17 protein-coding genes and 1 pseudogene are annotated in these 21,182 nt (G+C 68.7%); 4 read left to right on the top strand and 14 right to left on the bottom strand.

Translation table 11 applies throughout. The annotated features are described in order from the left end of the window. Positions 1 to 45 precede the first annotated feature (45 nt). Positions 46 to 924, top strand: coding sequence for an aldo/keto reductase family oxidoreductase (locus DM992_RS28495; RefSeq protein ID WP_111019593.1), 879 nt, complete (start codon positions 46 to 48; stop codon positions 922 to 924). Positions 925 to 973: 49 nt separating this feature from the next. On the opposite strand, the gene DM992_RS28490 is transcribed toward DM992_RS28495, so the two are convergent. Then, entirely contained in the window at positions 974 to 2,176 is a 1,203-nt protein-coding gene (locus DM992_RS28490) for an MFS transporter (RefSeq protein WP_111019592.1), read from the bottom strand. A gap of 71 nt (positions 2,177 to 2,247) precedes the next feature. On the opposite strand from DM992_RS28490, the gene DM992_RS28485 reads away from it, so the two are divergent. Continuing rightward, on the top strand, positions 2,248 to 3,297 hold the full coding sequence (locus tag DM992_RS28485; protein ID WP_111019591.1) for an AraC family transcriptional regulator: 1,050 nt from the start codon (positions 2,248 to 2,250) through the stop codon (positions 3,295 to 3,297). A gap of 116 nt (positions 3,298 to 3,413) precedes the next feature. Here DM992_RS28485 and DM992_RS42400 read toward each other — a convergent pair whose 3' ends face one another. Next, positions 3,414 to 3,581, bottom strand: coding sequence for a hypothetical protein (locus tag DM992_RS42400; RefSeq protein WP_204356137.1), 168 nt, complete (start codon positions 3,579 to 3,581; stop codon positions 3,414 to 3,416). A gap of 56 nt (positions 3,582 to 3,637) precedes the next feature. Next, positions 3,638 to 5,557, bottom strand: coding sequence for a DUF3857 and transglutaminase domain-containing protein (locus DM992_RS28480; protein WP_111019590.1), 1,920 nt, complete (start codon positions 5,555 to 5,557; stop codon positions 3,638 to 3,640). Positions 5,558 to 5,690: 133 nt separating this feature from the next. Here DM992_RS28480 and DM992_RS28475 point away from each other — a divergent pair, with 133 nt between their 5' ends. Beyond that, positions 5,691 to 5,936 carry a hypothetical protein gene (locus DM992_RS28475; RefSeq protein WP_111019589.1) on the top strand — a complete coding sequence of 82 codons (246 nt, stop codon included), beginning with the start codon at positions 5,691 to 5,693 and terminating at the stop codon, positions 5,934 to 5,936. 47 nt (positions 5,937 to 5,983) lie between these two features. Here DM992_RS28475 and DM992_RS28470 read toward each other — a convergent pair. The 11 genes and pseudogenes from DM992_RS28470 to DM992_RS28420 all read right to left on the bottom strand — a co-directional run. Then, positions 5,984 to 6,982 (bottom strand): annotated as a pseudogene (locus DM992_RS28470) (glucokinase); the annotation flags it as partial. Between the two features lie 41 nt (positions 6,983 to 7,023). Then, the gene (locus DM992_RS28465) at positions 7,024 to 7,947 is read right to left on the bottom strand and encodes an aldo/keto reductase (protein ID WP_239511374.1); all 924 of its coding nucleotides are present in this window, start codon (positions 7,945 to 7,947) and stop codon (positions 7,024 to 7,026) included. 5 nt (positions 7,948 to 7,952) lie between these two features. After that, positions 7,953 to 9,371, bottom strand: coding sequence for a carbohydrate porin (locus DM992_RS28460; RefSeq protein ID WP_111020447.1), 1,419 nt, complete (start codon positions 9,369 to 9,371; stop codon positions 7,953 to 7,955). A gap of 146 nt (positions 9,372 to 9,517) precedes the next feature. Beyond that, positions 9,518 to 10,666, bottom strand: a complete 1,149-nt coding sequence (locus DM992_RS28455; protein ID WP_111019587.1) for a Gfo/Idh/MocA family oxidoreductase — start codon at positions 10,664 to 10,666, stop codon at positions 9,518 to 9,520. Then, the gene (locus DM992_RS28450; RefSeq protein ID WP_111019586.1) at positions 10,663 to 11,472 is read right to left on the bottom strand and encodes a ThuA domain-containing protein; all 810 of its coding nucleotides are present in this window, start codon (positions 11,470 to 11,472) and stop codon (positions 10,663 to 10,665) included. Before DM992_RS28450 ends, DM992_RS28455 begins: the two co-directional genes overlap by 4 nt. 98 nt (positions 11,473 to 11,570) lie before the next feature. Then, the gene (gene ugpC, locus DM992_RS28445) at positions 11,571 to 12,707 is read right to left on the bottom strand and encodes a sn-glycerol-3-phosphate ABC transporter ATP-binding protein UgpC (protein ID WP_111020446.1); all 1,137 of its coding nucleotides are present in this window, start codon (positions 12,705 to 12,707) and stop codon (positions 11,571 to 11,573) included. Between the two features lie 35 nt (positions 12,708 to 12,742). After that, positions 12,743 to 13,573 carry a carbohydrate ABC transporter permease gene (locus DM992_RS28440; protein ID WP_111019585.1) on the bottom strand — a complete coding sequence of 277 codons (831 nt, stop codon included), beginning with the start codon at positions 13,571 to 13,573 and terminating at the stop codon, positions 12,743 to 12,745. Between the two features lies 1 nt (position 13,574). Further along, positions 13,575 to 14,465 carry a sugar ABC transporter permease gene (locus DM992_RS28435; protein ID WP_239511373.1) on the bottom strand — a complete coding sequence of 297 codons (891 nt, stop codon included), beginning with the start codon at positions 14,463 to 14,465 and terminating at the stop codon, positions 13,575 to 13,577. A 134-nt stretch (positions 14,466 to 14,599) separates the two neighbouring features. Continuing rightward, positions 14,600 to 15,868: an ABC transporter substrate-binding protein gene (locus DM992_RS28430; RefSeq protein WP_204356136.1), complete on the bottom strand. Its 1,269-nt coding sequence runs from the start codon at positions 15,866 to 15,868 to the stop codon at positions 14,600 to 14,602. A gap of 155 nt (positions 15,869 to 16,023) precedes the next feature. Further along, positions 16,024 to 18,627 (bottom strand): ATP-binding protein, encoded by a 2,604-nt coding sequence (locus DM992_RS28425; protein ID WP_111019584.1) that lies wholly within the window; start codon positions 18,625 to 18,627, stop codon positions 16,024 to 16,026. A gap of 4 nt (positions 18,628 to 18,631) precedes the next feature. Next, positions 18,632 to 19,354, bottom strand: a complete 723-nt coding sequence (locus DM992_RS28420; RefSeq protein ID WP_111019583.1) for a response regulator transcription factor — start codon at positions 19,352 to 19,354, stop codon at positions 18,632 to 18,634. 938 nt (positions 19,355 to 20,292) lie between these two features. On the opposite strand from DM992_RS28420, the gene DM992_RS28410 reads away from it, so the two are divergent. Then, positions 20,293 to 21,156, top strand: coding sequence for a crotonase/enoyl-CoA hydratase family protein (locus DM992_RS28410; RefSeq protein ID WP_111019581.1), 864 nt, complete (start codon positions 20,293 to 20,295; stop codon positions 21,154 to 21,156). The last annotated feature ends 26 nt before the right edge of the window (positions 21,157 to 21,182 follow it).

Genomic DNA, 21,182 nt, shown 5'->3' with positions numbered 1-21,182 from the left:
GCCTATGCTGGGCGCATTCATCGACAGATCCACAGGAGCACAGTCATGTCCGACATTCCGCACACCACCGCCTTCAGGCTCGCCGATCGCAACGTCAAACGGATCGGCTACGGCGCGATGCAGCTCGCGGGGCCCGGCGTATTCGGCCCGCCGAAGGACCGCGACGCGGCATTGAACGTGTTGCGCGAGGCCGTCGCGTCCGGCGTCGACCATATCGACACCAGCGACTTCTACGGCCCGCACGTCACCAACCGGCTGATCCGCGATGCATTGCATCCGTATCCGGACAATCTCGCGATCGTCACCAAGATCGGCGCGCGACGCGGCGACGACGCAGCGTGGCTGCCCGCGTTCGCACCCGACGAACTCGAACGGGCCGTGCACGACAACCTGCGCAACCTCGGCCTCGATGCGCTCGACGTCGTCAACCTCCGCATCATGTTCGACCCGCACGGGCCGGTCGAAGGATCGATCGAAGCGCCGCTGAGCGCGCTCGCCGAACTGCAGCGGCGCGGGCTCGTCCGCCATATCGGCCTGAGCAACGTCACGCCCGCGCAGGTCGCGCAAGGCCGGCGGATCTGCGACATCGTCTGCGTGCAGAACCACTACAACATCGCACATCGCGGCGACGATGCGCTGATCGACGCGCTGGCCCGCGACGGCATCGCGTACGTGCCGTACTTTCCGCTCGGCGGCTTCTCGCCGCTGCAGTCGTCGACGCTGTCCGGCGTGGCCGCACGCGTCGGCGCGACGCCGATGCAGGTCGCGCTGGCGTGGCTGCTGCGCCGCGCGCCGAACCTTCTGCTGATTCCCGGCACTTCGTCGGTCGCGCATCTGCGCGAGAATCTCGCGGCGGCCGACCTCGATCTGCCGGACGATGCGCTCGCAGAACTCGACCGCATCGGGAGCGCCGGTGCCGCCTGACGGGCGGACATCCGCCGGCTAGCCCGCGAAGCGCAGGCCGCCCGGCCGGTTACGACACCGCCACGCCCACCCGCTTCGGCACGCCCGTCACGATCGTCGCGACCGCGACGGCCAGCACGACCGCCGCGCCGACGAACACGCCGGCCGCGCCGTTCGCATCGAACACGACGCCGCCGGCCGCCGCGCCCGTCGCGATCGCGAGCTGGATCGCCGCGACGATCAGCCCGCCCGCGCTCTCGGCCTCGTCAGGCACGGTGCGCGTGACCCACGTCGACCACGCGACGGGCACCCCGCCGAACGCCATCCCCCACAACGCGACGAGCACCGCATCGAGCATCGGCGCGCGGCCGAGCGCGACGAGCGCGATGCCGAGCACGACCATCAGCGCGGGCATCCCGATCAGCATCGGCCGCAGCCGGTGTTCGAGCACGCGGCCCGCGAGCGACGTGCCGACGAAGTTGGCGATGCCGTAGCCGAGCAGGATCGCCGACAGCCCGTTCACGCCGACGCCCGCGACCTGCTCGAGGAACGGCCGCAGATACGTGAAGAACGCGAAATGCCCGGTAAACACGAGGATCGTCGCGAACATCCCGAGGCCGACGGTCGGCCGGCGCAGCACGTCGACCAGCGTGCGCAGCCGCGTCGTGCCGCTCGGCGGCATCGACGGCAGCGTCATCACCTGCGACACGAACGCGACGCCGCCGAGCCCGGCCGCGATCAGGAACACGTTGCGCCAGCCGATCAGGTGGCCGAAATAGCTGCCCATCGGCGCGGACGCGATCGTCGCGACCGCCACGCCGCTGAAGATGATCGACAGCGCGCGCGGCACCATCGCCGTCGGCACGAGCCGCATCGCGGTGGCCGTCGCCATCGTCCAGAAGCCGCCGAGCGCGACGCCGAGCACGACGCGGCCGATCAGCAGCGTCGTCAGGTTGGGCGCGAACGCGACCGCCAGATTCGATGCGACGAGCAGCACCGAGAACGCGAGCAGCACGCGCCGCCGGTCGATCGTGCGCGTCAACGCGGAGATCAGCAGGCTCGTGACGAGCGCGACCGTCGCGGTGGCCGTGACGGCCTGCCCGGCCACGCCTTCGGTCACGCCGAGGCTGTCGGCCATCGGCGTGAGCAGGCTGGCGGGCAGGAATTCGGCCGTGACGAGCCCGAAGACGCCGAGCGTCATCGCGAATACCGCGCCCCAGGCCGGTTCGCGGGTGGCTGCCGTCGAGGCGGCCGAGGAAATTCCGGGATTCATGTGGCGTTCCGTTTTCGTCTAGGGAAAGTACTGATGACGGCGTATCGTAAGGACCGGCAGCAGGACGGTCTATGACATACAATCCGTTCTTGTTGATCGATCGTCCGAATCTCGCCATGTCCGAGCCGCTGCTTCCCCCCGTCCCCGACGTGCACGACCTCGTCAGCGAGCTGCTGCTGGGGATGCGGCTGAGCGGCGTCCAGTACCGCCGCATCCAGGTCGCGCGGCCGTTCGGGCTGAATTTCGGTCAGGCGCCGGGCCGCGCGCAGTTCCATTTCGTCGGGCGCGGGCCCGTGCTGCTGCGCGATGCGTCCGGCGCAACGATGCGGCTCGAGGCCGGCGACGCGATCCTGCTGCCGCACGGCCGCAAGCATGCGCTGGTGTCCGATCCGGATGCACCGTGCCGCGAGATCAACGGCTTCGAAGTCGCGAAGATCTGCGATACGGTCGCGTCGGTGGCGTCGGCCGGCACGTCGCCCGCGGCCTGCGCGTCGACCGAGCCGGGCGCCGGCGATGCGCTGATCTTCAGCGCATGCATGGAGCTCGATCTCGGCGGCATGCAGCCGCTGGTCGGCACGATGCCCGAGTTCATGCACGTCGGCACGCTGCTCGCGCGCTACCCGGAAATCCGCCCGATGCTCGACGCGATGGAGCGCGAATCCTGTTCGGCGCGCGCGGGCTTCGCGGGCATCCTCGCGCGGCTCGCGGACGTGGTCGCGGCATTCATCGTGCGCGGCTGGGTCGAGTGCGGATGCGGGGACGCGTCGGGCTGGGTGCAGGCGCTGCGCGAGCCGAAGCTCGGCCGCTCGATCGTCGCGCTGCATCGCGACCCGGGCCGCAACTGGAGCGTCGCTGAGCTGGCCGCCGAAGCGGGCGTGTCGCGCTCGGTGTTCGCCGAACGCTTTCTCGCGGCGACCGGGATGACGCCCGTGCGCTACCTGACCGAGCTGCGGATGCGGCTCGCCGCGCAGTGGATCGCGCGCGACCGCGAGACGATCGAAGCCGTCGCGTACCGGCTCGGCTACGGTTCGCTCGCCGCGTTCAGCCGCGCGTTCAAGCGCGTGGTCGGGAAGCCGCCGGGCGCCGTGCGTGCGGACGGCGACGTGCGTGTCGAAGCGTAATGCCTGACGCTTGACGTGCAACGCCGGCGAATCCGCTACACGTCGCTTCGCTGCGAAGTCGCACGCTCGCCGGCATCGCTCGGGCCACCGCCGTCGCGCATGGCGTCCTTCCACTTTCAGCCGCTACGCTCTCCAAGCTTGTCGACCAGCGCCGTCGCGCACTGCACGGCAAGCTCCGCGCACTGCTCTGCATCCACGGCAGCACCGTTCGCGATGGTGCCCTGCACGATCCGGCCCAGCAATTCCTTCGAGAGATCGGCGATCTCGTAGTCCCGTTCCGTCATGATGTCCCTCCTGCGCGTCGGCCGATGGCGGCGACGCGCTCACTGTCGCTGCTCGTTCAACGCCCTTTCGCGCGCACGACGATCTGCGCCTGCGTATCGCGCTCGATGCGTTCGAGCGACGCGCGCAGCACCGTGAATTCGTCGGGCGTGCACACCTGCCGGCCGAACTCCGCCTTCATCCGCCGCGTGACCTGCACGACACGCGCGGCCGCGTCGAACACGTAATGCGACGTGAAGTCCACGAAGCGGTCGTGCACGGACGCATCGGCCGGCAGGTCGGTCACGACGATGTCGGCCGGCAGCGCGATCTGGCCGGTTTCGTCGAACGTGCCGCCGATGCAGCCCCACGGCTGCGTGCGCACGGGTTCGGTCAGCCAGTTCTCGACCTGCGTCGCGATGCCGCCCGTGAGGCTCGACAGCGCGGGCAATGCGGTCGTGCCGTCGGGCCATACGAAATGATCGAGCGTGCCCGACACCGTCACGTCGAACGGCCCGTCGGTCACGCGCCGGTCGCTGGTCGACAGTTGCGCGCGGCCGCGCAAGCCGCTTTGCCGCAGGCGTTCGGTCGCGAGCTGCTCGATGCGGTCGTGCGTCGCGCGGCGAAACAGGTTGCGTTCGAGTTCGGCCGTCCAGCCGTCGTCCTCGATGTACGCATGAAACCGCGCGGCACCGGGCTGCGCGGCTTCGATCGCGAGCCGCGCGATGCGGCGGCGCGGCTGCGTGGCCGGCGTGCGCGACAGCACGCCCGTGTCGACCAGCAGCGCGGGGCGATCCATCACGATCGGCGGCAAGTAGCCGAACGCGATGCCGGCCGTCGTCGTATCGGCGTAAAGCGCGAGATCGGGCAGCCACGTGATCGCGTGATTGATCGCGCCGCCGCCGTAACCGGGCACGGACGGCAGCGTGTACACCGAACCGAGATTGATCAGCACCGGTTCGCTGCGGATGCCGACCGCCGCGAGCAGCGCGCCGAACAGCGCGACATGGTCCTTGCAGTCGCCGTAGCGGTTGCTCAGGATGTCGGTCACGCGATGCGGCGCGGCGGCCGTTTCGCCCAGAAACAGCGCGACGTAGCGCACGTTCGCCTGCACCCAGTCGTACAGGATGCGCGCCTTGTCGCGCGGATCGGCGGCATCCGCGGTGAGCGCGCGCGCCAGTTGCACGACGGCCGGATCGTCCACGCTCGGGTCGGCGGCAGCGTCGCGGTAGCGCGCGGCGAACGCCGCATAGTCGGGCAGCGTCGACACGACGAGCCGGTCACCATAGGTCGGGTAGCCGACCGCGCCGTTCTCGATGCGGTCGTACGGGCCGTGCCGGTAGTCGAATTCGTAGCGCGTGCGGCCGTTCGCCGTGACCGGCGGCAGCGCGACGTAGCCGCGCGCGTCCGCGTACAGCGGCATGTCGGCCGGCACGTCGAAGATCAGCCGCTGATTGTCGACGGGCTCGCGCGACGGCTCGACGTAGTAGCCGAAGTAGCCGCGATTGACGGGCTTCGTGCGCGTCTTGCGGAACGCCACGCGCGTGCTCGACCCGGCTTCGACGCCGGGAAACACGACGGTGCGCAACAACCCGTCCTGGAATGTCGGCGCGCCGGCCGAGCGCGGCTCCTGCACGTCGCGGATGCCGTCCGCGCCGACCGGATGCGCGACGCCGTCGCGGTCGATCGTCTCGGCCGCGAGCAGATCGACCTGCTCGAGATTCTTGTCGAACCACACGTAGCGCTGCGCAACCGCGTCGATGCCGTTCGCGTTGTTCGCGCGCAGCGTCGAATCGTCGTGCTCGTCGAGCGAACCGTCGTGCCGGATCACGAATTCGTGGACATCGCTGACGAGCGTCACGGGCGCTTTGTCGGCAACGTCGTTCGCGCCGTCCGCCGCCGGGCCCGCGCCCGGCGTCGCACCGACGGCGCTCGATGCGCCGAACGCGGCAGCGCATGCCAGCATCCAGCCGGACAGGCCGACAGAAAAGCGCACCACATCGCACCTCGTCGCGGTTCACGGAAAGCGCGGCCGCGCGGCGGACAGGGTCAACCGCGCGGCTCTCGTGTCGGCCAGTGTGGGCGACGCATCCGCACGCGTCAAGCCGGCGCCCGCCGGCCTACAATGAGACATGGAAGCGTCGTCGCGTGCGGCCGCCGGCATGCGCCTGATCGCCGAACACCGGCGAAGGATCGTCCGCCCGCGACCGGGAGGCACCATGGAAAACGGAATCGTGGAAGTCGTCGTGCTGCTGGCGTTTGTCGCGCTCGTCGCGCTGTTCTTCGTCAAGCGTCCGGGGCGCGACCGGCTGAGGGCCAAATTCCATCATCCGCCGCTGCGGCGGCCCAACCGCCCGCACCGGCATCATCAGCCGTGACGGCTGCTACCGGCAGTCGCCGACGCACTTGCCTCGCCCAACGCGCGGGCGAGCAAGCGCGACACGCCGACGAAGGCCGGATGCGGCGCGGTGATCACGAAGGTCGGAATCCTCGCTAGATAGCCGGCAAAGCGGCCCTTGGCCTCGAAGCGGGCACGAAACGGCGACGCATCGAACAATGCGCCGAGGCGCGGCACGACGCCCCCGCCGATATGAATGCCGCCGGTCGCGCCGAGAGTCAGCGCCAGATTGCCGGCGAACGTACCGAGCATGCCGCAGAAGCAGTCGAGGGTCGCCACGCAGCGTGCGTCGCCGGCGAGCGCACGATCGATGATGGCGGCCGTATCGGCCGCGTCGGCCTCAGGTCCGTCGCAGCCGTCGCGCGCGGCGAGCGCCGCGTGAATCACCGCGATGCCGGGGCCCGCAACCAGCCGCTCGAACGATACATGCGGCCAGCGCGCCCGCGCATAGTGCAGCACGTCGGTCTCGCGTGCGTCGGCGGGCGCGAACGACACATGCCCGCCCTCGCCGGACAACGGCACCCATGCGTTGCCCGCGCGCACGAGCGCCGACACGCCCAGCCCCGTTCCGGCGCCGAGCACACCGATCGTACCCGCGGGCGTCGCGTGCCCGCCGCCGACCTGCCGCCGTTGCCCCACGGACAGATGCGGCACAGCCATCGCCAGCGCCGCGAAGTCGTTGAAGACGTGCAGCGTGTCGAATCCGAGCGCGCGGCGTGTCGCGTCGATCGAGAAACGCCAGTCATGATTGGTCATGCTGACGATATCGCCGTCCACGGGATTGGCGATCGCGATCGCCGCGTCCCGCACCCGCGCGCCGCCCGCGTCGCGCAGGAACGCACGCACCGCGTCGTCCACGCCGCCATGGGCGCTGCATCGATAGACGCGCACTTCGCCGATCCCGCCGAGTGCGGTCTCCAGCGCGAAGCGCGCATGCGTGCCGCCGATGTCCGCCAGCAAGCGGGGTTCGCCGGCGCGCACGCCGCACGCCGCGACCGGATGACCGTTCAGGGTCGCTTCGCTCATCGTATCTCCCGGATTGTCACATCGCGTGTCGATCGCATCGGTCATGGCACGTCCACGCCGCGCGCCGCGGCCAGCAGTTCGAACCAGTGCTCGCGCGCGAGCGTGATGCGGGTCGCGTCGACCGCTTCGCGCAGCGCCGCGATCCGGCTCGACCCGACGATCGGCAGCGGCCGGCACGGCAGTGCGAGCAGCCACGCGAACAACACCGTCGTCGCGGACACGCCGAGCGCGTCGCCGATCCGCGCCGCGCTCGCACGCACGCGCGTCGCGGCGGGCGACGCCTCCGTCAACAGGCGTCCGCCCGCGAGCGGCGACCACAGCATCGGCGGACAGCGCCAGTGCTGCGCCTGGTCGAACGTGCCGTCGTCGAGCGGCGCGAGATGCAGCAGCGAGCATTCGACCTGGTTCGTCGCGACCGACATCCCGTGCGCCGCCATCCGGTCCTGCAGCAACGCAGCCTGCGCCGGCGTAAAGTTCGATATCCCGAATGCCCTCACCTTTCCGTCACGCCGGAGCGCGGCAAAGGTCGTGGCGACTTCGTCGGCATCCATCAGCGGATCGGGACGATGCAGCAGCAGCAGGTCGAGCCGGTCGGTACGCAGTGCTCGCAGCGACTGCTCGACCGACGCGACGACATGCACGGCCCGCGTGTCGTAGTGCTTGATCCCGTGCGCGGGCCGGCGCGCGGACACGAGCCGGATCCCGCACTTCGTGACGATCTGCATCCGCTCGCGCAGGTGCGGCGCATCGGCCAGCACGTCGCCGAACAGGCCCTCGGCCGTGTAGTCGCCGTAGATGTCCGCATGGTCGAAGCTCGTCACGCCGAGCTCCAGCGCCGCCTCGATCAGCGCACGGCGCTCGCGGGCCGACAACGCCCGGTCGCCGATCCGCCACATCCCGAACACGATGCGCGAGAACGGTGCGGCATCGGCACCCATCGATATCGTCGTACAGCGTTCCGTCATCGCGCTCACCACCACCATTCGACCTGCGCGCCGACCGTCGAACCCGTACGCGACGTGCCGAAGATGCCAGTCGTCGACAACGGATCGCCCGGCGCCGCCGCATCCTGAGCGGCCTTGTTCCAGCGTGCATACGTGTAGAACACGCGAAACTCGGGCCGCGACCAGAACGAGCGGTCCATCGCGAGCGTCAGCGCGACGCTCGCCTTCAGCAGCGTGCGCGTCGGGCCGCCGGACGGCGTCACGCGATCGTGCCCGAGGTCGCCCTGCAGCTTGATGTGCTGTGTGAACGCATACACCGGCCGCACGCCCATCGATACCCAGGTCTGCGACCCGCCCGACGGCACGATGTCGCGCTGGTAGATGCCGACCACCTGTCCGCTGAAGTCGCGCGTCGCCTGCCAGTCGAACGCGTCGAGCACGCGCAGGCTCTTGTAGCGGTTGTCGTTGGTCAGCGTTCCCGTATAGCCGAGGCCCGTTCCCGGACCGACGCCGTACTGGAACGCGAGCTTGTTCTTGCCGCCGAGCAGGTTGGTCTGCACGTGCTGGACCGTGAACGACCAGCCGCTGTGCGCATCCTGCAGCACGCCGCTCGCGTTCAGCACCGGCGCGCGGGCCGGGATGTACGACAGCCCGAACTGCAGTTCGCCGCCGGGGTTCGGGTGCACGCCCGACAGTTGCAGGTCGTGGCGCGTCGCGTAGTTGGGCTGGTCGATGTAGTCCTCGCGGAACAGCGCATAGCTGAGCTTCAGGCCGCCGCCGATCGGCATGTTCTCGATGCCCGCGCCAAGGCCGCTCGGGTTCCAGTAATAGAAGTCGTTGATGTGGACGTCGTTGCGCCGGTAGTAGATACGCCCGAACCAGATGCGCATGTCGTCGAGCCCCGGAAAGTTCGTGAGCTGCACGTACGACTGCGGCAGGCGCACGCGTCCGTGATTACCGTCGAAGGTCGGCGTCCGGTCGAGATCGTTGACGAGGCTCGCCATGCCGACCGCCGACAGCTGCATGCCGTTCGAGAACTTGTACAGCGTCTGGTCGATCTCAAGCTCGCTGTAGATCTGGCATTCGTTGCCGAGCCGGTACTTGCTCTGCGCGCCCGGCAGCTGGAAGCAGGCCTGCGAATGACTGTCGCTCGTGCCGATGCCGGCCCGCAGATAGCCGTGGAACTGCGTCCATGGCGTCAACTGATTCCAGGCCGACGACGGCGTCGGCGTGGCCACGTTGGCGGGGCTCGTGTCGGCCGGCACGACGCCGGTTGCCGCCGAGAGGCCGCCGGGCGCGCTGTCCGCGGCGACCGTTGTCGCCGGATCCGGCGCCGCGTGCAGCGCGGCCGATGCGACGGCCAGCGAGAAAGCGGCGGCGAGCCGCGTGAGCCTGAGCGTGGTGCGTGCCGGGACGCGCGCGGCGCGGCCTGCTTCGTCGATCATGAACGTGTCTCCAAACGTTGTCAGTGCGCCGCGTGCGATGCGTGGCGTCATCGAATAGGTGTGTGTGCTGCGTCGTCCGTTTCGCCGTCGACGGGCCGGCGCGGTGGACGATCCGCGCCGGCCCCGCGTGAAGTCGGCCGGCGAGGTCAGCCCGCGACGTCGAGGTCCAGCACGGGCGGCGCATCGACTACCGCCGGCCCCGGCGCGTGAATGCGGATCGGCTCGCCCGCGGCCGCGCTCGCATAGATCGCATCGAGAATTTCCATCACGATCAACCCTTCCTCACCGGGCGCGGGATGCGGGACGTCGCACAGGATCGCTTCCGCGTAGTCGTACATCGCGGAATGTGCGCCTTCCGCGGGCGGATTCAGGCGCATGTCGAACTGCGCGCCGTTCTGCTCGATGAACACGTGCGCGTCGAACGTGTAGCCCTCGTTCAGGTTCTTCTGCAGCAGCCCGGCACGCGTGCCGAGCAGGCGGGTTTCCATCAGTTCCGCTTCCTGGATGTTGGTTGCCCACGATGCCTCGAGCGCGAGCGTCGCGCCGTTGTCGAAGCGGATCAGCGCAGCCGCTAGATCCTCGACGTCGAACGTCTTGCCCGCGCGCGCCGCCAGCTCGCGCGCGATCGGATCGTAGGTGCTGCCCATCACCCACACGGGCTTCGGATAGCCCATCAGCCACAGCGCGAGGTCGAGGCGATGCACGCCGAGATCGATCAGCGGCCCGCCGCCCGCCAGCGCCTTCGTGCCGAACCAGCCGCCGAAGCCGGGCATCCCGCGCCGGCGATGCCAGACCGTACGCCCGAAATAGAAATCGCCGAACAGGCCGCTATCCACCTGCGCCTTCAGTGCACGCGACTGCGCGCTGAAGCGGTACGAGAAATTGATCATCAGCCGCTTGCCGGCGCGCTGCGCGGCGATCAGCATCTCGCGCCCCTCGTCCGCGTTCAGCGCCATCGGCTTTTCGCACAGCACGTGGCAGCCGGCGTCGAACGCGGCGAGCGTCAGCTCGCGATGGAACTTGTTCGGCGTGCAAACGCTGACGACATCCAGTTTCTCCGCTTCCAGCATCGCATCGGCCGATGCGTAGCGCGCGTCGATGCCGAACGCGTCGCCGACTTTCGCGAGCCGCTTCGCGTCGGGGTCGGCAATCGCGACCACGTCGACGTCGGGATGCTCGCGCCAGCCTTCGATATGCTTGCGACCGATCCCGAGCCCGATCACGCCCGCGCGAAGCCGCCGGCCGCGCGCAATCGCCGCTGCCTCCGGCAGCTCCACCTTGTAGTCGTCGTTCATGCGAGATCTCCCGCGGTTTGCTGGATGCCGACATGCGCGAACTGCCCGCTCTTCTCGCTGAGCGTTTCGAGCGGCGGCGAGTTCGGGCAGCGGTCGGCGAGGTTCACGCGCGGCGCAGCCCACTGCACCGCATTCGCGATCACGCGCTGCACATTGCGGTCGTGATAGGTCGGGTAGGCTTCGTGCCCGGGGCGGAAATAGAAGATCCGGCCGTGACCGCGCTCCCAGCAGCAGCCCGAGCGGAACACTTCGCCGCCTTCGAACCACGAGATGAACACGGTGCTGTCCGGCTGCGGGATGTCGAAACGTTCTCCGTACATTTCCTCGTGCTGCAGCTCGAAATACTCGCCGAGGCCTGCCGCGATCGGATGCGACGGCTCGACGACCCACAGCCGCTCCTTCTCGGCTGCCTCGCGCCACTTCAGCGAACAGTTCGTGCCGAGCAGGCGGCGGAAGATCTTCGAGAAGTGCCCGGAATGCAGCACGATCAGGCCCATCCCTTCGAGCACGCGGCGCTGCACGCGCTCGACGATCTCGTCGGAAACCTTCGCGTGAGCCTTGTGCCCCCACCAGATCAGCACGTCGCACGCTGCGAGCCGCGCTTCGCTCAGGCCGTGCTCGGGCTGGTCGAGCGTCGCGGTGCCGATCTCGAGCGGCAACGCGCCGTGGCAGAGCGCCGGCGTCTCGGCGAGCGCGCCGGCGATCACCTGGTGCAGGCCGTCCGGGTAGATCGCGCGCACGCCTGCGTTTTCCCGCTCGTGCTCGAACTCGTTCCACACGATCACTGAAAGTTTATTGTTTAGCATGACTATCCTTTATCGATGATTTGGCGCCAATTCGACAGCGGCCATGCGCCGTGACCGCCTGAAACCTGTGGCTGGATTCTCCGGGCGTCGCGCGCCGCTCAGGCGATCGCGAGCGCCGGTGCGGCAGGCTCGCGCGTCATGCGTACCGCCGCGCGCCCGTCCGGATGAAACAGATGCAGCGCGCCGGCCGGCAAATCGATGCGCAGCCGCTCGCCGATCCGCGCGCCGCCCGCATCGGTCTTTGCCACGATCGGCTGGCCGCACAGCGGCGTGTCGAGATACAGATAGGTGTGTTCGCCCATCTGCTCGACGTGCGCGACTTCGCCCGTCACGGCGCCGGTGCCGACCCGCACGTGCTCGGGGCGGATGCCGAGCGTCACGCCGGCGCCCGTCTCGAGGCCGTCGCCGGACACGTCTGCGCTCAGCGGCTGGCCGCGTGCCAGCGCGCGAACCTCGCCGCTGCCGGCCGCCGCGACGCTTGCCGGCAGGAAGTTCATCGCGGGCGAGCCGATGAAACCGGCGACGAACTGGCTCGCCGGGCGGTGATACAGATCGAGCGGCGTGCCGATCTGCGCGATGCTGGCGATCCCGCTGCGCCCTTCGAGCGGCCGCAGCAGCACGATCTTGTCGGCGAGCGTCATCGCCTCGACCTGGTCGTGCGTCACGTAGATCATGCTGGTGCTGTCGAGGCTGCGATGCAGCTTCGCAATCTCGACGCGCGTCTTCACGCGCAGTGCCGCATCGAGGTTCGACAGCGGTTCGTCGAACAGGAATACTTTCGGCTTGCGGACGATCGCGCGGCCGATCGCGACGCGCTGCCGCTGGCCGCCCGACAATGCGCCGGGCTTGCGTTCGAGCAGCTCGCCGAGGCGCAGCGATTCGGAAGCGAGCCGCACCCGCCGGTCGATCTCGTCCTTCGGCAAGCGCAGATGCCGCAGGCCGAACGCCATGTTTTCGTAGACGGACATGTGCGGATAGAGCGCATAGCTCTGGAACACCATCGCGATGTCGCGCTGCGCGGGCGCGAACGTGTTGACGCAGCGACCGTCGATCCACACGTCGCCCGCGCTCTGTTCCTCCAGGCCGGCGACGATCCGCAGCAGCGTCGACTTGCCGCAGCCCGACGGGCCGATGAATACGCAGAACTCGCCCGGCTCGACCGCGAGATTCACGTCGCTGAGGATGGGGGCCGTGCCGAACTGCTTGTGGAGACCGCTCAACTTGATCTGACTCATGTTTTTCCTCTTGATCCTGATCGGATCGAAACGCGTCAACCCTTGACCGCGCCGGCAGTCAGGCCGGAGACGATATGCCGCTGAAACACCAGCACCAGCAGCACGAGCGGCACCGTGACGATGACCGACGCGGCCATGATGGTTCCCCATGGCAGCTCGTAACTGCTCGCACCCGAGATCATCGTGATCGCGACGGGTACCGTGCGCTGGCCCGACGAGATCATGAAGGTCAGCGCGAACAGGAACTCGTTCCATGCAGACACGAACGCGAGCAGCGACGTCGCGGCCAGCGCCGGCCGCAGCAGCGGCAGGAAGATCCGGAAGATCAGCGTGAACACGCCGACGCCGTCGACGAGCGCCGCCTCCTCCAGCTCGCGCGGCAACTCGCGCATGAACGTGACGAGAATCCAGATCGTGAACGGCAGCGTGAAGATCAGGTCGGACAGCACGAGCGCACCGAGGTGGTCGTACAGGCCGAGCGCGCGGACCAGCTCGAACAGGCCCGACAGGATCGCGACCTGCGGAAACATCGACACGCCGAGAATGCACATCATCAGCACCCCGCGCCCGCGGAACGACACGCGGCCGAGCGCATACGCGGCGAGCACCGACACGGCGAGCGACAGCGCGACCGCCCCGCCCGCAACGAGCGCCGAATTCAGCAGGTACGCGCCGAACGGCTGGCCGCGGAACAGCTGTCGATAGTTGTCGAGCGACGGGCTCGCCGGGAACAGCGACGTATCGAACAACGCGTCGCCGTGCTTGATCGACGTGCCGATCATGTAGACGAACGGGAACAGCGCGATCACCAGCACGAGTGCCGACAGCAGCCCGTGAATCGCGATGTCGAGCGGATTTTTCTTCACGTCACGCCTCCTGCATCCGGCGGCGGCTGACCGCCATGTAGCCGATGGTGAACAGCACGATCGTGGCGAACAGCAGCATCGCCGACGCCGACCCGAACCCGACCTGCTGGAAATCGATCAGTTGTTCGCGCACATACACCGACATGCTTTTCGTAATCCGGCTGTTCGACGTCATCACGTAGATCAGGTCGAACACGCGCAACGCGTCGAGCGAGCGGAAGATCATCGCGACCAGCACGCCGGGCAGGATCAGCGGCAGCGTCACCGAACGGAACACGCGCCAGCGCGGCACGCCGTCGACGCGCGCGGCCTCGTAGCAATCGCGCGGCACGGTCTGCAGCGCGGCGAGCATCAGCAGCGCCATGAACGGCGTGGTCTTCCACACGTCGACGAGCACGATGGTCGGGAATACGAGGCGCGCATCGGCGGTGAACGCGAGCGGTTCATGAATCGCGCCGATCGACATCAGCATCGCGTTGACGATCCCGAACTGGTCGTTGAGCATCCAGCTCCAGATCTTCGCCGACACGACGGTCGGGATCGCCCACGGCACGAGCACCGCCGCGCGCAGCAGCGTACGCAGCCGCGACGGCACGTCGAGCAGCAGCGCGACGCCTAGGCCCGCGCCCGTCTCGAGCACCACCGACACAACGGCGAACAGCACGGTATTGCCGACGGCCTGCCACCAGGCCGGGTCGCGCAGTACGCCCGCCGCGCCGAGATAGTTGTCGAGGCCGACGAAATGGCGCTGCGACAAGTCTGACAGCTGCGCGTCGGTCAGGCTGAACCATGCGGTGCGCAGCAGCGGCCAGCCGGCGATCGCCGCCAGCGCGAGCAGTGCGGGCGCCACCAGCAGCCACGCCTGGCGCCGGCGCGCATGGGCTAGCCCCACGCACGCCCTGGTGGGTATCTGCACTAATGCAGGACTACTACTGATCTCGATGCTTCCGGTTCTCATTCGATGCCTCCTGTCAGGCCAGCGCCATACGGCAGCCGGCCCGATCGATCAATCGCGCGCAGCGGCGCTCAGTGCCAGTTGCCGCCCGGTGCGAGCCGGTTGAGCGCGGCGGCAAGCCGCGCGAGCGCGCCCGATGCGGTGTCACTGCCGGCCAGCACGTCGTGCGCCGCGTTCCAGAACTGGTTGCTGACCTGGTTGTACTTCGCGCCGGTCACGGTCGACGGCCGCGCGACCGCGGTGCCGAAGGTCGGCAGCAGATCGGCCATGAACGGGTTGGCCTGCAGGATGTCCTTGTCGCGGTACAGCGCCGGCATCGTCGGGTTGTACGCCCCCTGGATCGCGCGCATCTTCTGCACTTCCGTGCTCGCCAGGTACATCACGAGATCGGCGGCCAGTTTCGGGTTCGGCGAGTATCGCGACACCGCGAGCTGCCATCCGCCCAGCGCTGCGGCCGGGCGGCCGTCGGCGCCGCCCTTCGGCAGCGGCGCAATGCCGACCTTGCCCTTGATCGGACTGCCCGCGCGATTCGCAATCGCCCATGCGTACGGCCAGTTGCGCATGAACACGGCGTTGCCGGCCTGGAACACGCCGCGAGCCTCTTCTTCGCCATAGTTCAGCACGGCCTTCGGGCTGATCGTGCCGACCCATTTCGCGGACTGCTCGAGCGCCTTGATCGCGCCCGGGTTGTCGATCGTCACGCGGCCCTTGTCGTCGACCACCGTGCCGCCGTTGTAGCTGCTGACCCATTCGAGCGCATCGCAGGTCAGCCCTTCGTACGCGCGCCCCTGCCACACGTAGCCCCAGACCTTCTCGTTGCCGGCCGCGCGCTCACCCGACTGGACCTTGCGTGCGGTGGCATCGAGCTCCTCCCATGTCGCGGGCACTTTCACGCGGTACTTGTCGAGCAGGTCCTTGCGGTAGTAGAGCAGCCCCGTATCGATGAACCACGGCATCGCGACCAGCTTGCCGTTCACCGTATCGTTCGCGACGATGCTCGGGAACGACTGGCTTTCCAGTCCTTTGCTGTATGGCTTCAGGTCGATCAGGTGGTTCGCGAGGATGCCCGGCCAGACCGTGTCGATCTGCATCACGTCGATCTTGTCCGAGCCGCTGCCGAGCAGCTGCTGATAGAGCGCCAGCGTCTCGCTCGAGTTATTCGGCATGCTGATGAACTCGACCTCGTTGCCGGTCTTCTCGGCCCAGCGCTTCGCCGAGACCTGGCAAATGTCCTGGTCGACGCCGGCCGCGCCACATGCGATCCGCAGCGTCGCCGCGCCGGCCGTGGCGGCCGTCATCGCGAGCGCCATCGTCAGCAAACCTGCGTTGAGCTTCATCATTCGGTGTCTCCGTTTTTTCGAATCGTTCGAATCGTGCGCCACGGTGTCGCGAGCGCGTCGCCGGGTGCCGTGGGTCTATGAGACCCCAGTCCGGTTAATCGAAAATTTCGGAAATGCGCCGCGCCATTAACAATCGAAACAATCGCCGCCGTGCGTCAGCCGAGCAGCGCGGCAAGTGCCGCCAGGTCGAACGGCTTCGGTACGAACGGCTGGTCCGCGCGCCAGTCTGGATGGCTCTGATGAATCTCGGGCGGCAGGCCCGACGTGAGCGCGACGCGCTGCGCCGGCCAGCGCTCGGCGAGCCGCGCCGCGAACGCGATGCCGCTGCCGCCCGCGCCGAGCGAGATGTCCGACAGCACGAGCGCGACGGGGCCGTGCTCGGCCAGCCAGCGCATTGCCGCGTCGCCGGTCGCCACCGCGTCGGCCCATGCGCCGAGCGCCGCGAACTGGCTGAGCGCCGTGTCGCGCACCTCGGGATCGTCGTCGACCACGAGCACGCGGGCACCGGCCAGTCCGGCAACGGGCGCGGCCGCCACGACGGCCGGCGCGCCGCGCCGTTCGGGCGGCGCGCACTCGGGCAGCCACAGTTCGACGCGCGTCCCCTGGCCGACTTCGCTGTGGATTCGCAGATCGCCCCCGCTCTGGCGCACGAAGCCGTAGACGCTGCTGAGCCCGAGCCCGCTCCCCTCGCCGGCCGCCTTGGTCGTGAAGAACGGCTCGATCACCTTGTCGAGCAGCACCGGCGCGATCCCGCAACCCGTATCGGTGACGCTCAGCACGATCGCGTGCGGCGCGGCGGCATCGTCGGCCGCCGATTCGCGGCGCGCGGCCAGCGCCAGCGTCCCGCCGCCCGGCATCGCGGCGGCGCTGTTGAGCGCCAGGTTGAGGACCGCGTTCTCGAGCTGGCCGCGGTCGACGTTGACCCACATCGCGTCGGCGGCCGGCTCCAGCACGACGGCCACCCGCTGGCCCGCCGAGTATTCGACGAGATCGAGCATCTCCGCGAGCATCGCCCCGACCGACACGCGCTCGGCCTGCAGCGGCTGGCGCCGCGCGAACGCGAGCAGCCGCCGCGTGAGCCGCGACGCGCGCTCGGCCGCGCGGCGCGCCCGCTCGGCCATCGTCTGCGCGTCCTGCTGCCCGTCGAGCCGCGGCAGCAGCAGCTCCAGGTTGCCGAGTATCGCAACGAGGAAGTTGTTGAAATCGTGCGCGACGCCGCCCGTCAGCTGGCCGAGCACGTCCATCTTCTGCGCCTGGCGCAGCTCCGCCTCGACCGCGCGCCGGCTCGTCAGGTCGCGGCAGACCGCCACCCATCCGCCGTCCGGAAGCGGCTGGCAGTGGAATTCGAGGGTCCGCTGGTCGCGCAAGTGCAGTTCGGCCGACGCGGCGATGCGCGCGCCGTCCGACGTGCGGGTCGCGGTCTCGCGCGACACCTGGCGCCAGCGCGCGGGCTGATGCATGGCCTGCCGCAGCGTCGCGAGCGACAGGCCCGCATGCAGCGCGCCCGGGTCGATCCCGAGCAGCGTCGCGAAGGTCGGATTCCACGCGATCAGGCTGCCGTGCGTGTCGTGGACGGACACCCCGTCGTTCATCGAGTTGAGCACCGACTCCTGCAGGCGGCGCTGCGACTCGAGCCCCTGGGTCAGTTGCTCCTTCTCGATCAGGTTGGTGCGGAACACCTCGAACGCGCGCGCCAGCTCGCCGATTTCGTCCGGCCGGTGCGTCGACGGCATCCGGTCGGACGTGATCCCTTTCGCGAGCCGCGCCATCACGCGCGTCATCGCCTGCAGCTTGTGCAGGATGCGGCTCGCATACGCGACGCCGAGCAGCGCCACCGCGACGCCCGCGACGGCCAGCAGCAGCAGGCCCGACTGGCTGGAGACCGCGACCTTGCGCACCTTGTCGCTGCGCTCGCTGGCGATCTGCCGCAACCGCTCGACGTAGCGCGCCGACTTGCCGCTCAGGTGATCCGCGTGGCCGCGCAGGAGCGTGACGAGATAACCCGTCTGCGCCTCGCTCGACAGAAACTCGCGGCGCACCGCGAACACGCTGCGCGCGCCGCCGTCGAGGTGCTGCAGCGCGTCGGCAAGCGCCGGCTGGCGACGGTCTTCGCCGCGTTCGCGCACACGCAGCCACAGCGCCTCGTTATCGCTTTCCGCGCTGCCGAGCTCCGCTGCGTTCGCCGCCTGCAGCGCACCGGCCGTGCGGGCCCAGATCTCGAGCAGCGTCGGCGCGCGCTGCGCGATCACGCTCTTGTCGCGCGCGATGCTGTCGCCGATGCGGTCGTTCGCGGTACGCAGGTCGCTCAGCTCCTCCTTGAGCTGCCGCTGTCGGCCCGACACGATCAGCAGCCGGGCGAGATCCTGGTCGATCGCGTCGAGATCGTCGGTCACCGCGAGCTGCTCGCCCGCCTTCGCGGCGGGGCCCGGCTGCTTGCCGAAGCCCGGCGACAGTCGCCGGATGTCGCCGAGCAGCCCGCGCATCAGCTCGGTGTCGTTGTGCAGCAAGTCCGGCGAATCGGTCAGCATCATGCTCGGCGCGACCGCGGCGAGCTGCGCAACCTTGTCCGACAACTCGAGCGCGCGGGCAATCTCCGGCACCACGTTCGCCTCGTATTCGTCGAGCGCGTTCTGGTTCGCGCGCATGCCGAGCACACCGACCACCACGACCGCAAGCGTGATGCCGAACAGCAGCAGGAACGTCGCAATCAGCTTGGCCCGGACACTCCAGGGCGGCAACAGCCTGAACGTCGTGCGCATCGCGTCACACGCGCACGACGGGCACTGCGAACACATAGCCGATGCCGCGCTGCGTGCGGATATAGGTCGGCTGCTCGGGGTTCGGCTCGATCTTGCGGCGCAGGCGCAGGATCAGCACGTCGATCGTCCGGTCGTACACGTCGATGCCGAAGCCGCGCGTATGTTCGAGCAACTGGTCGCGCGACCAGACGCGCGACGGCTGCTGCACCATTGCGGCGAGCAGCTCGAATTCGCCCTGCGTCAGCGCGCACGGGCCGCCGTTGTGCGTCAGCGTGCGCGCGGCCAGGTCCATCGTCCAGCCGTCGAAGCAGTAGCGCGGGCCGCTTCCGTTCGATGCGGGGCGCGGCATTGACAGCTCGGTCGTGCGCCGCAGCTGCGCGCGCACGCGCGCGATCAGCTCGCGCCCGGAGAACGGTTTCGTGACGAAATCGTCGGCCGCGGTCTCGAGGCCGAGTACGCGATCCGTCTCGTCGCCAAGTCCGCTGATCATGATGATCGACACGTCGGACCGGCGCCGCAGCTCGCGCGCGACCGTCAGGCCATCCTCGCCGCGCAGCTTCAGGTCGAGAATCACGAGCGCGTGCGGTGCGGCCGCGAGCTGCTGCTGCATCCGCGCGGCGCTGTCGACCGCCGAGACCTCGAACCCGGCCTCTTCCAGCACGCCCTTCAGCCAGGTGCGCACTTCCGGATCGTCGTCCAGCACCAGGATCCGATGTTTTTCAGACATGGGTGTTCTCCTCCAAGCCGGTCGCGCGCCGTTTCGATCGGCCGCGCGGTGCGGACTGGCATTTGTGTCGGTATGAGGCCGGACTGCGGTGGGTTGACGCGGTCGGGCCGGAAGCGAATGGTGGCCGATCCGGGCCAATCCTGGCAAGTTCCCGCGAACGCGAATCGGCATGAGGATGGGCGGGCGCCTCTTTCGCCATCGCGCGGCGCATTAAGACGCGCGCGGGATTCTAACGTCGAAAAATCCCGGCGGAACCGCGCCGCGATCGGTGAATACCCTGCCCGGACCGCCGTCCGAACGGGCGAGCCGACGTGCATTCGGCATGCCGCACGATTGCACCCGGCGCGCGGGTCACGAAGGGGCGCCGGCCGCACATGCGACCCGATGCCGGAACACGATCGGGCCGCCGACACGTCACGCGCACCTGACGAGTGCATCGATTCGCTGCGACTTCTTCGATCGATCTGCATGACGAACGAAATCGACGTCGCGCTGCCGCTTTCCGATCACGATCGCACGTATCGTGTGCGGCGTCACGGTTCTGCCACCGCGCTCACGCGATCGCGGCCCGCCCGGCTTCCGTTGTAGCGGCGATCGCTCCGCGTCTCCGTCGCTGCCGCTTTCCGATAAAGAAATTCACACGCGAAATACCTGTGCGGCCTGCCGAGTCGCGCACAGCCTGCGCGAAATCCGCGAAAAACCGGCTTCCCGCATCGCACGGATGTCACGCGCATCGATTCGATCGCGTGCAACCGATTTTCCTGCTGCCCCGCGATCGCCAACCGCGCGATCGGGTGACCCATTCAACAAATCGGCCGAGTTTGTGCGCGCAACAATGGCGATGCCTCGCGCCCCGCGCCTTGCGGCCTTCTTTCATTCGCATGGAACGGATACGCGACGGTTTTTCAAACGCAAACCACAACTCACGAGGACATACCATGCAACTCCAATCCCATCCGGCGTGCCGCCCGTTTTATGAAGCCGGCGAACTCACGCAACTGACTGCCTTTTACGAAGAAGGCCGCAACGTCATGTGGATGATGCTGCGATCGGAGCCGCGGCCGTGCTTCAACCAGCAACTCGTCACCGAAATCATCCATCTCGCGCGCGTCGCACGCGACTCGGGCCTGCCGTTCGACTTCTGGGTGACGGGCTCGCTCGTCCCCGAGCTGTTCAACGTCGGCGGCGACCTGAGCTTCTTCGTCGACGCGATCCGCAGCAGCCGGCGCGACCAGCTGATGGCCTATGCGCGCTCGTGCATCGATGGCGTGTACGAGATCTACACGGGCTTCGGCACCGGGTCGATCTCGATCGCGATGGTCGAGGGCAGCGCGCTCGGCGGCGGCTTCGAAGCGGCGCTCGCGCATCACTACGTGCTCGCGCAGAAGGGCGTGAAGCTCGGGTTCCCCGAGATCGCGTTCAACCTGTTCCCGGGCATGGGCGGCTATTCGCTCGTCGCGCGCAAGGCGGACCGCGGAATCGCGGAATCGCTGATCTCGACCGGCGAAACGCATGCGGCCGAGTGGTACGAGGATCGCGGGCTGGTCGACGAGACGTTCGACGCCGGTGACGCGTATCTCGCGACGCGCACCTTCATCGACGTGACGAAGCCGAAGCTGAACGGCGTGCGCGCGATGCTGCGCGCACGCGAGCGCGTGTTCCAGTTGTCGCGCTCGGAGCTGATGGACATCACGGAAGCGTGGGTGCATGCGGCGTTCACGATCGAGCCGAAGGACCTCGCGTACATGGAACGCCTGGTGATGCTGCAGAACCGGCGCGTGTCGAAGCTGCGCACGGTGTAATGCGGCGGGCGCCGCCGGTTGCCGGC

It is taken from the genome of Burkholderia sp. JP2-270, assembly GCF_003233675.1.
GTDB lineage: Bacteria > Pseudomonadota > Gammaproteobacteria > Burkholderiales > Burkholderiaceae > Burkholderia > Burkholderia pyrrocinia_C.
The sequence above is the reverse complement of the archived record's forward strand: the minus strand, read 5'-3'. Positions and strand labels throughout refer to the sequence as shown.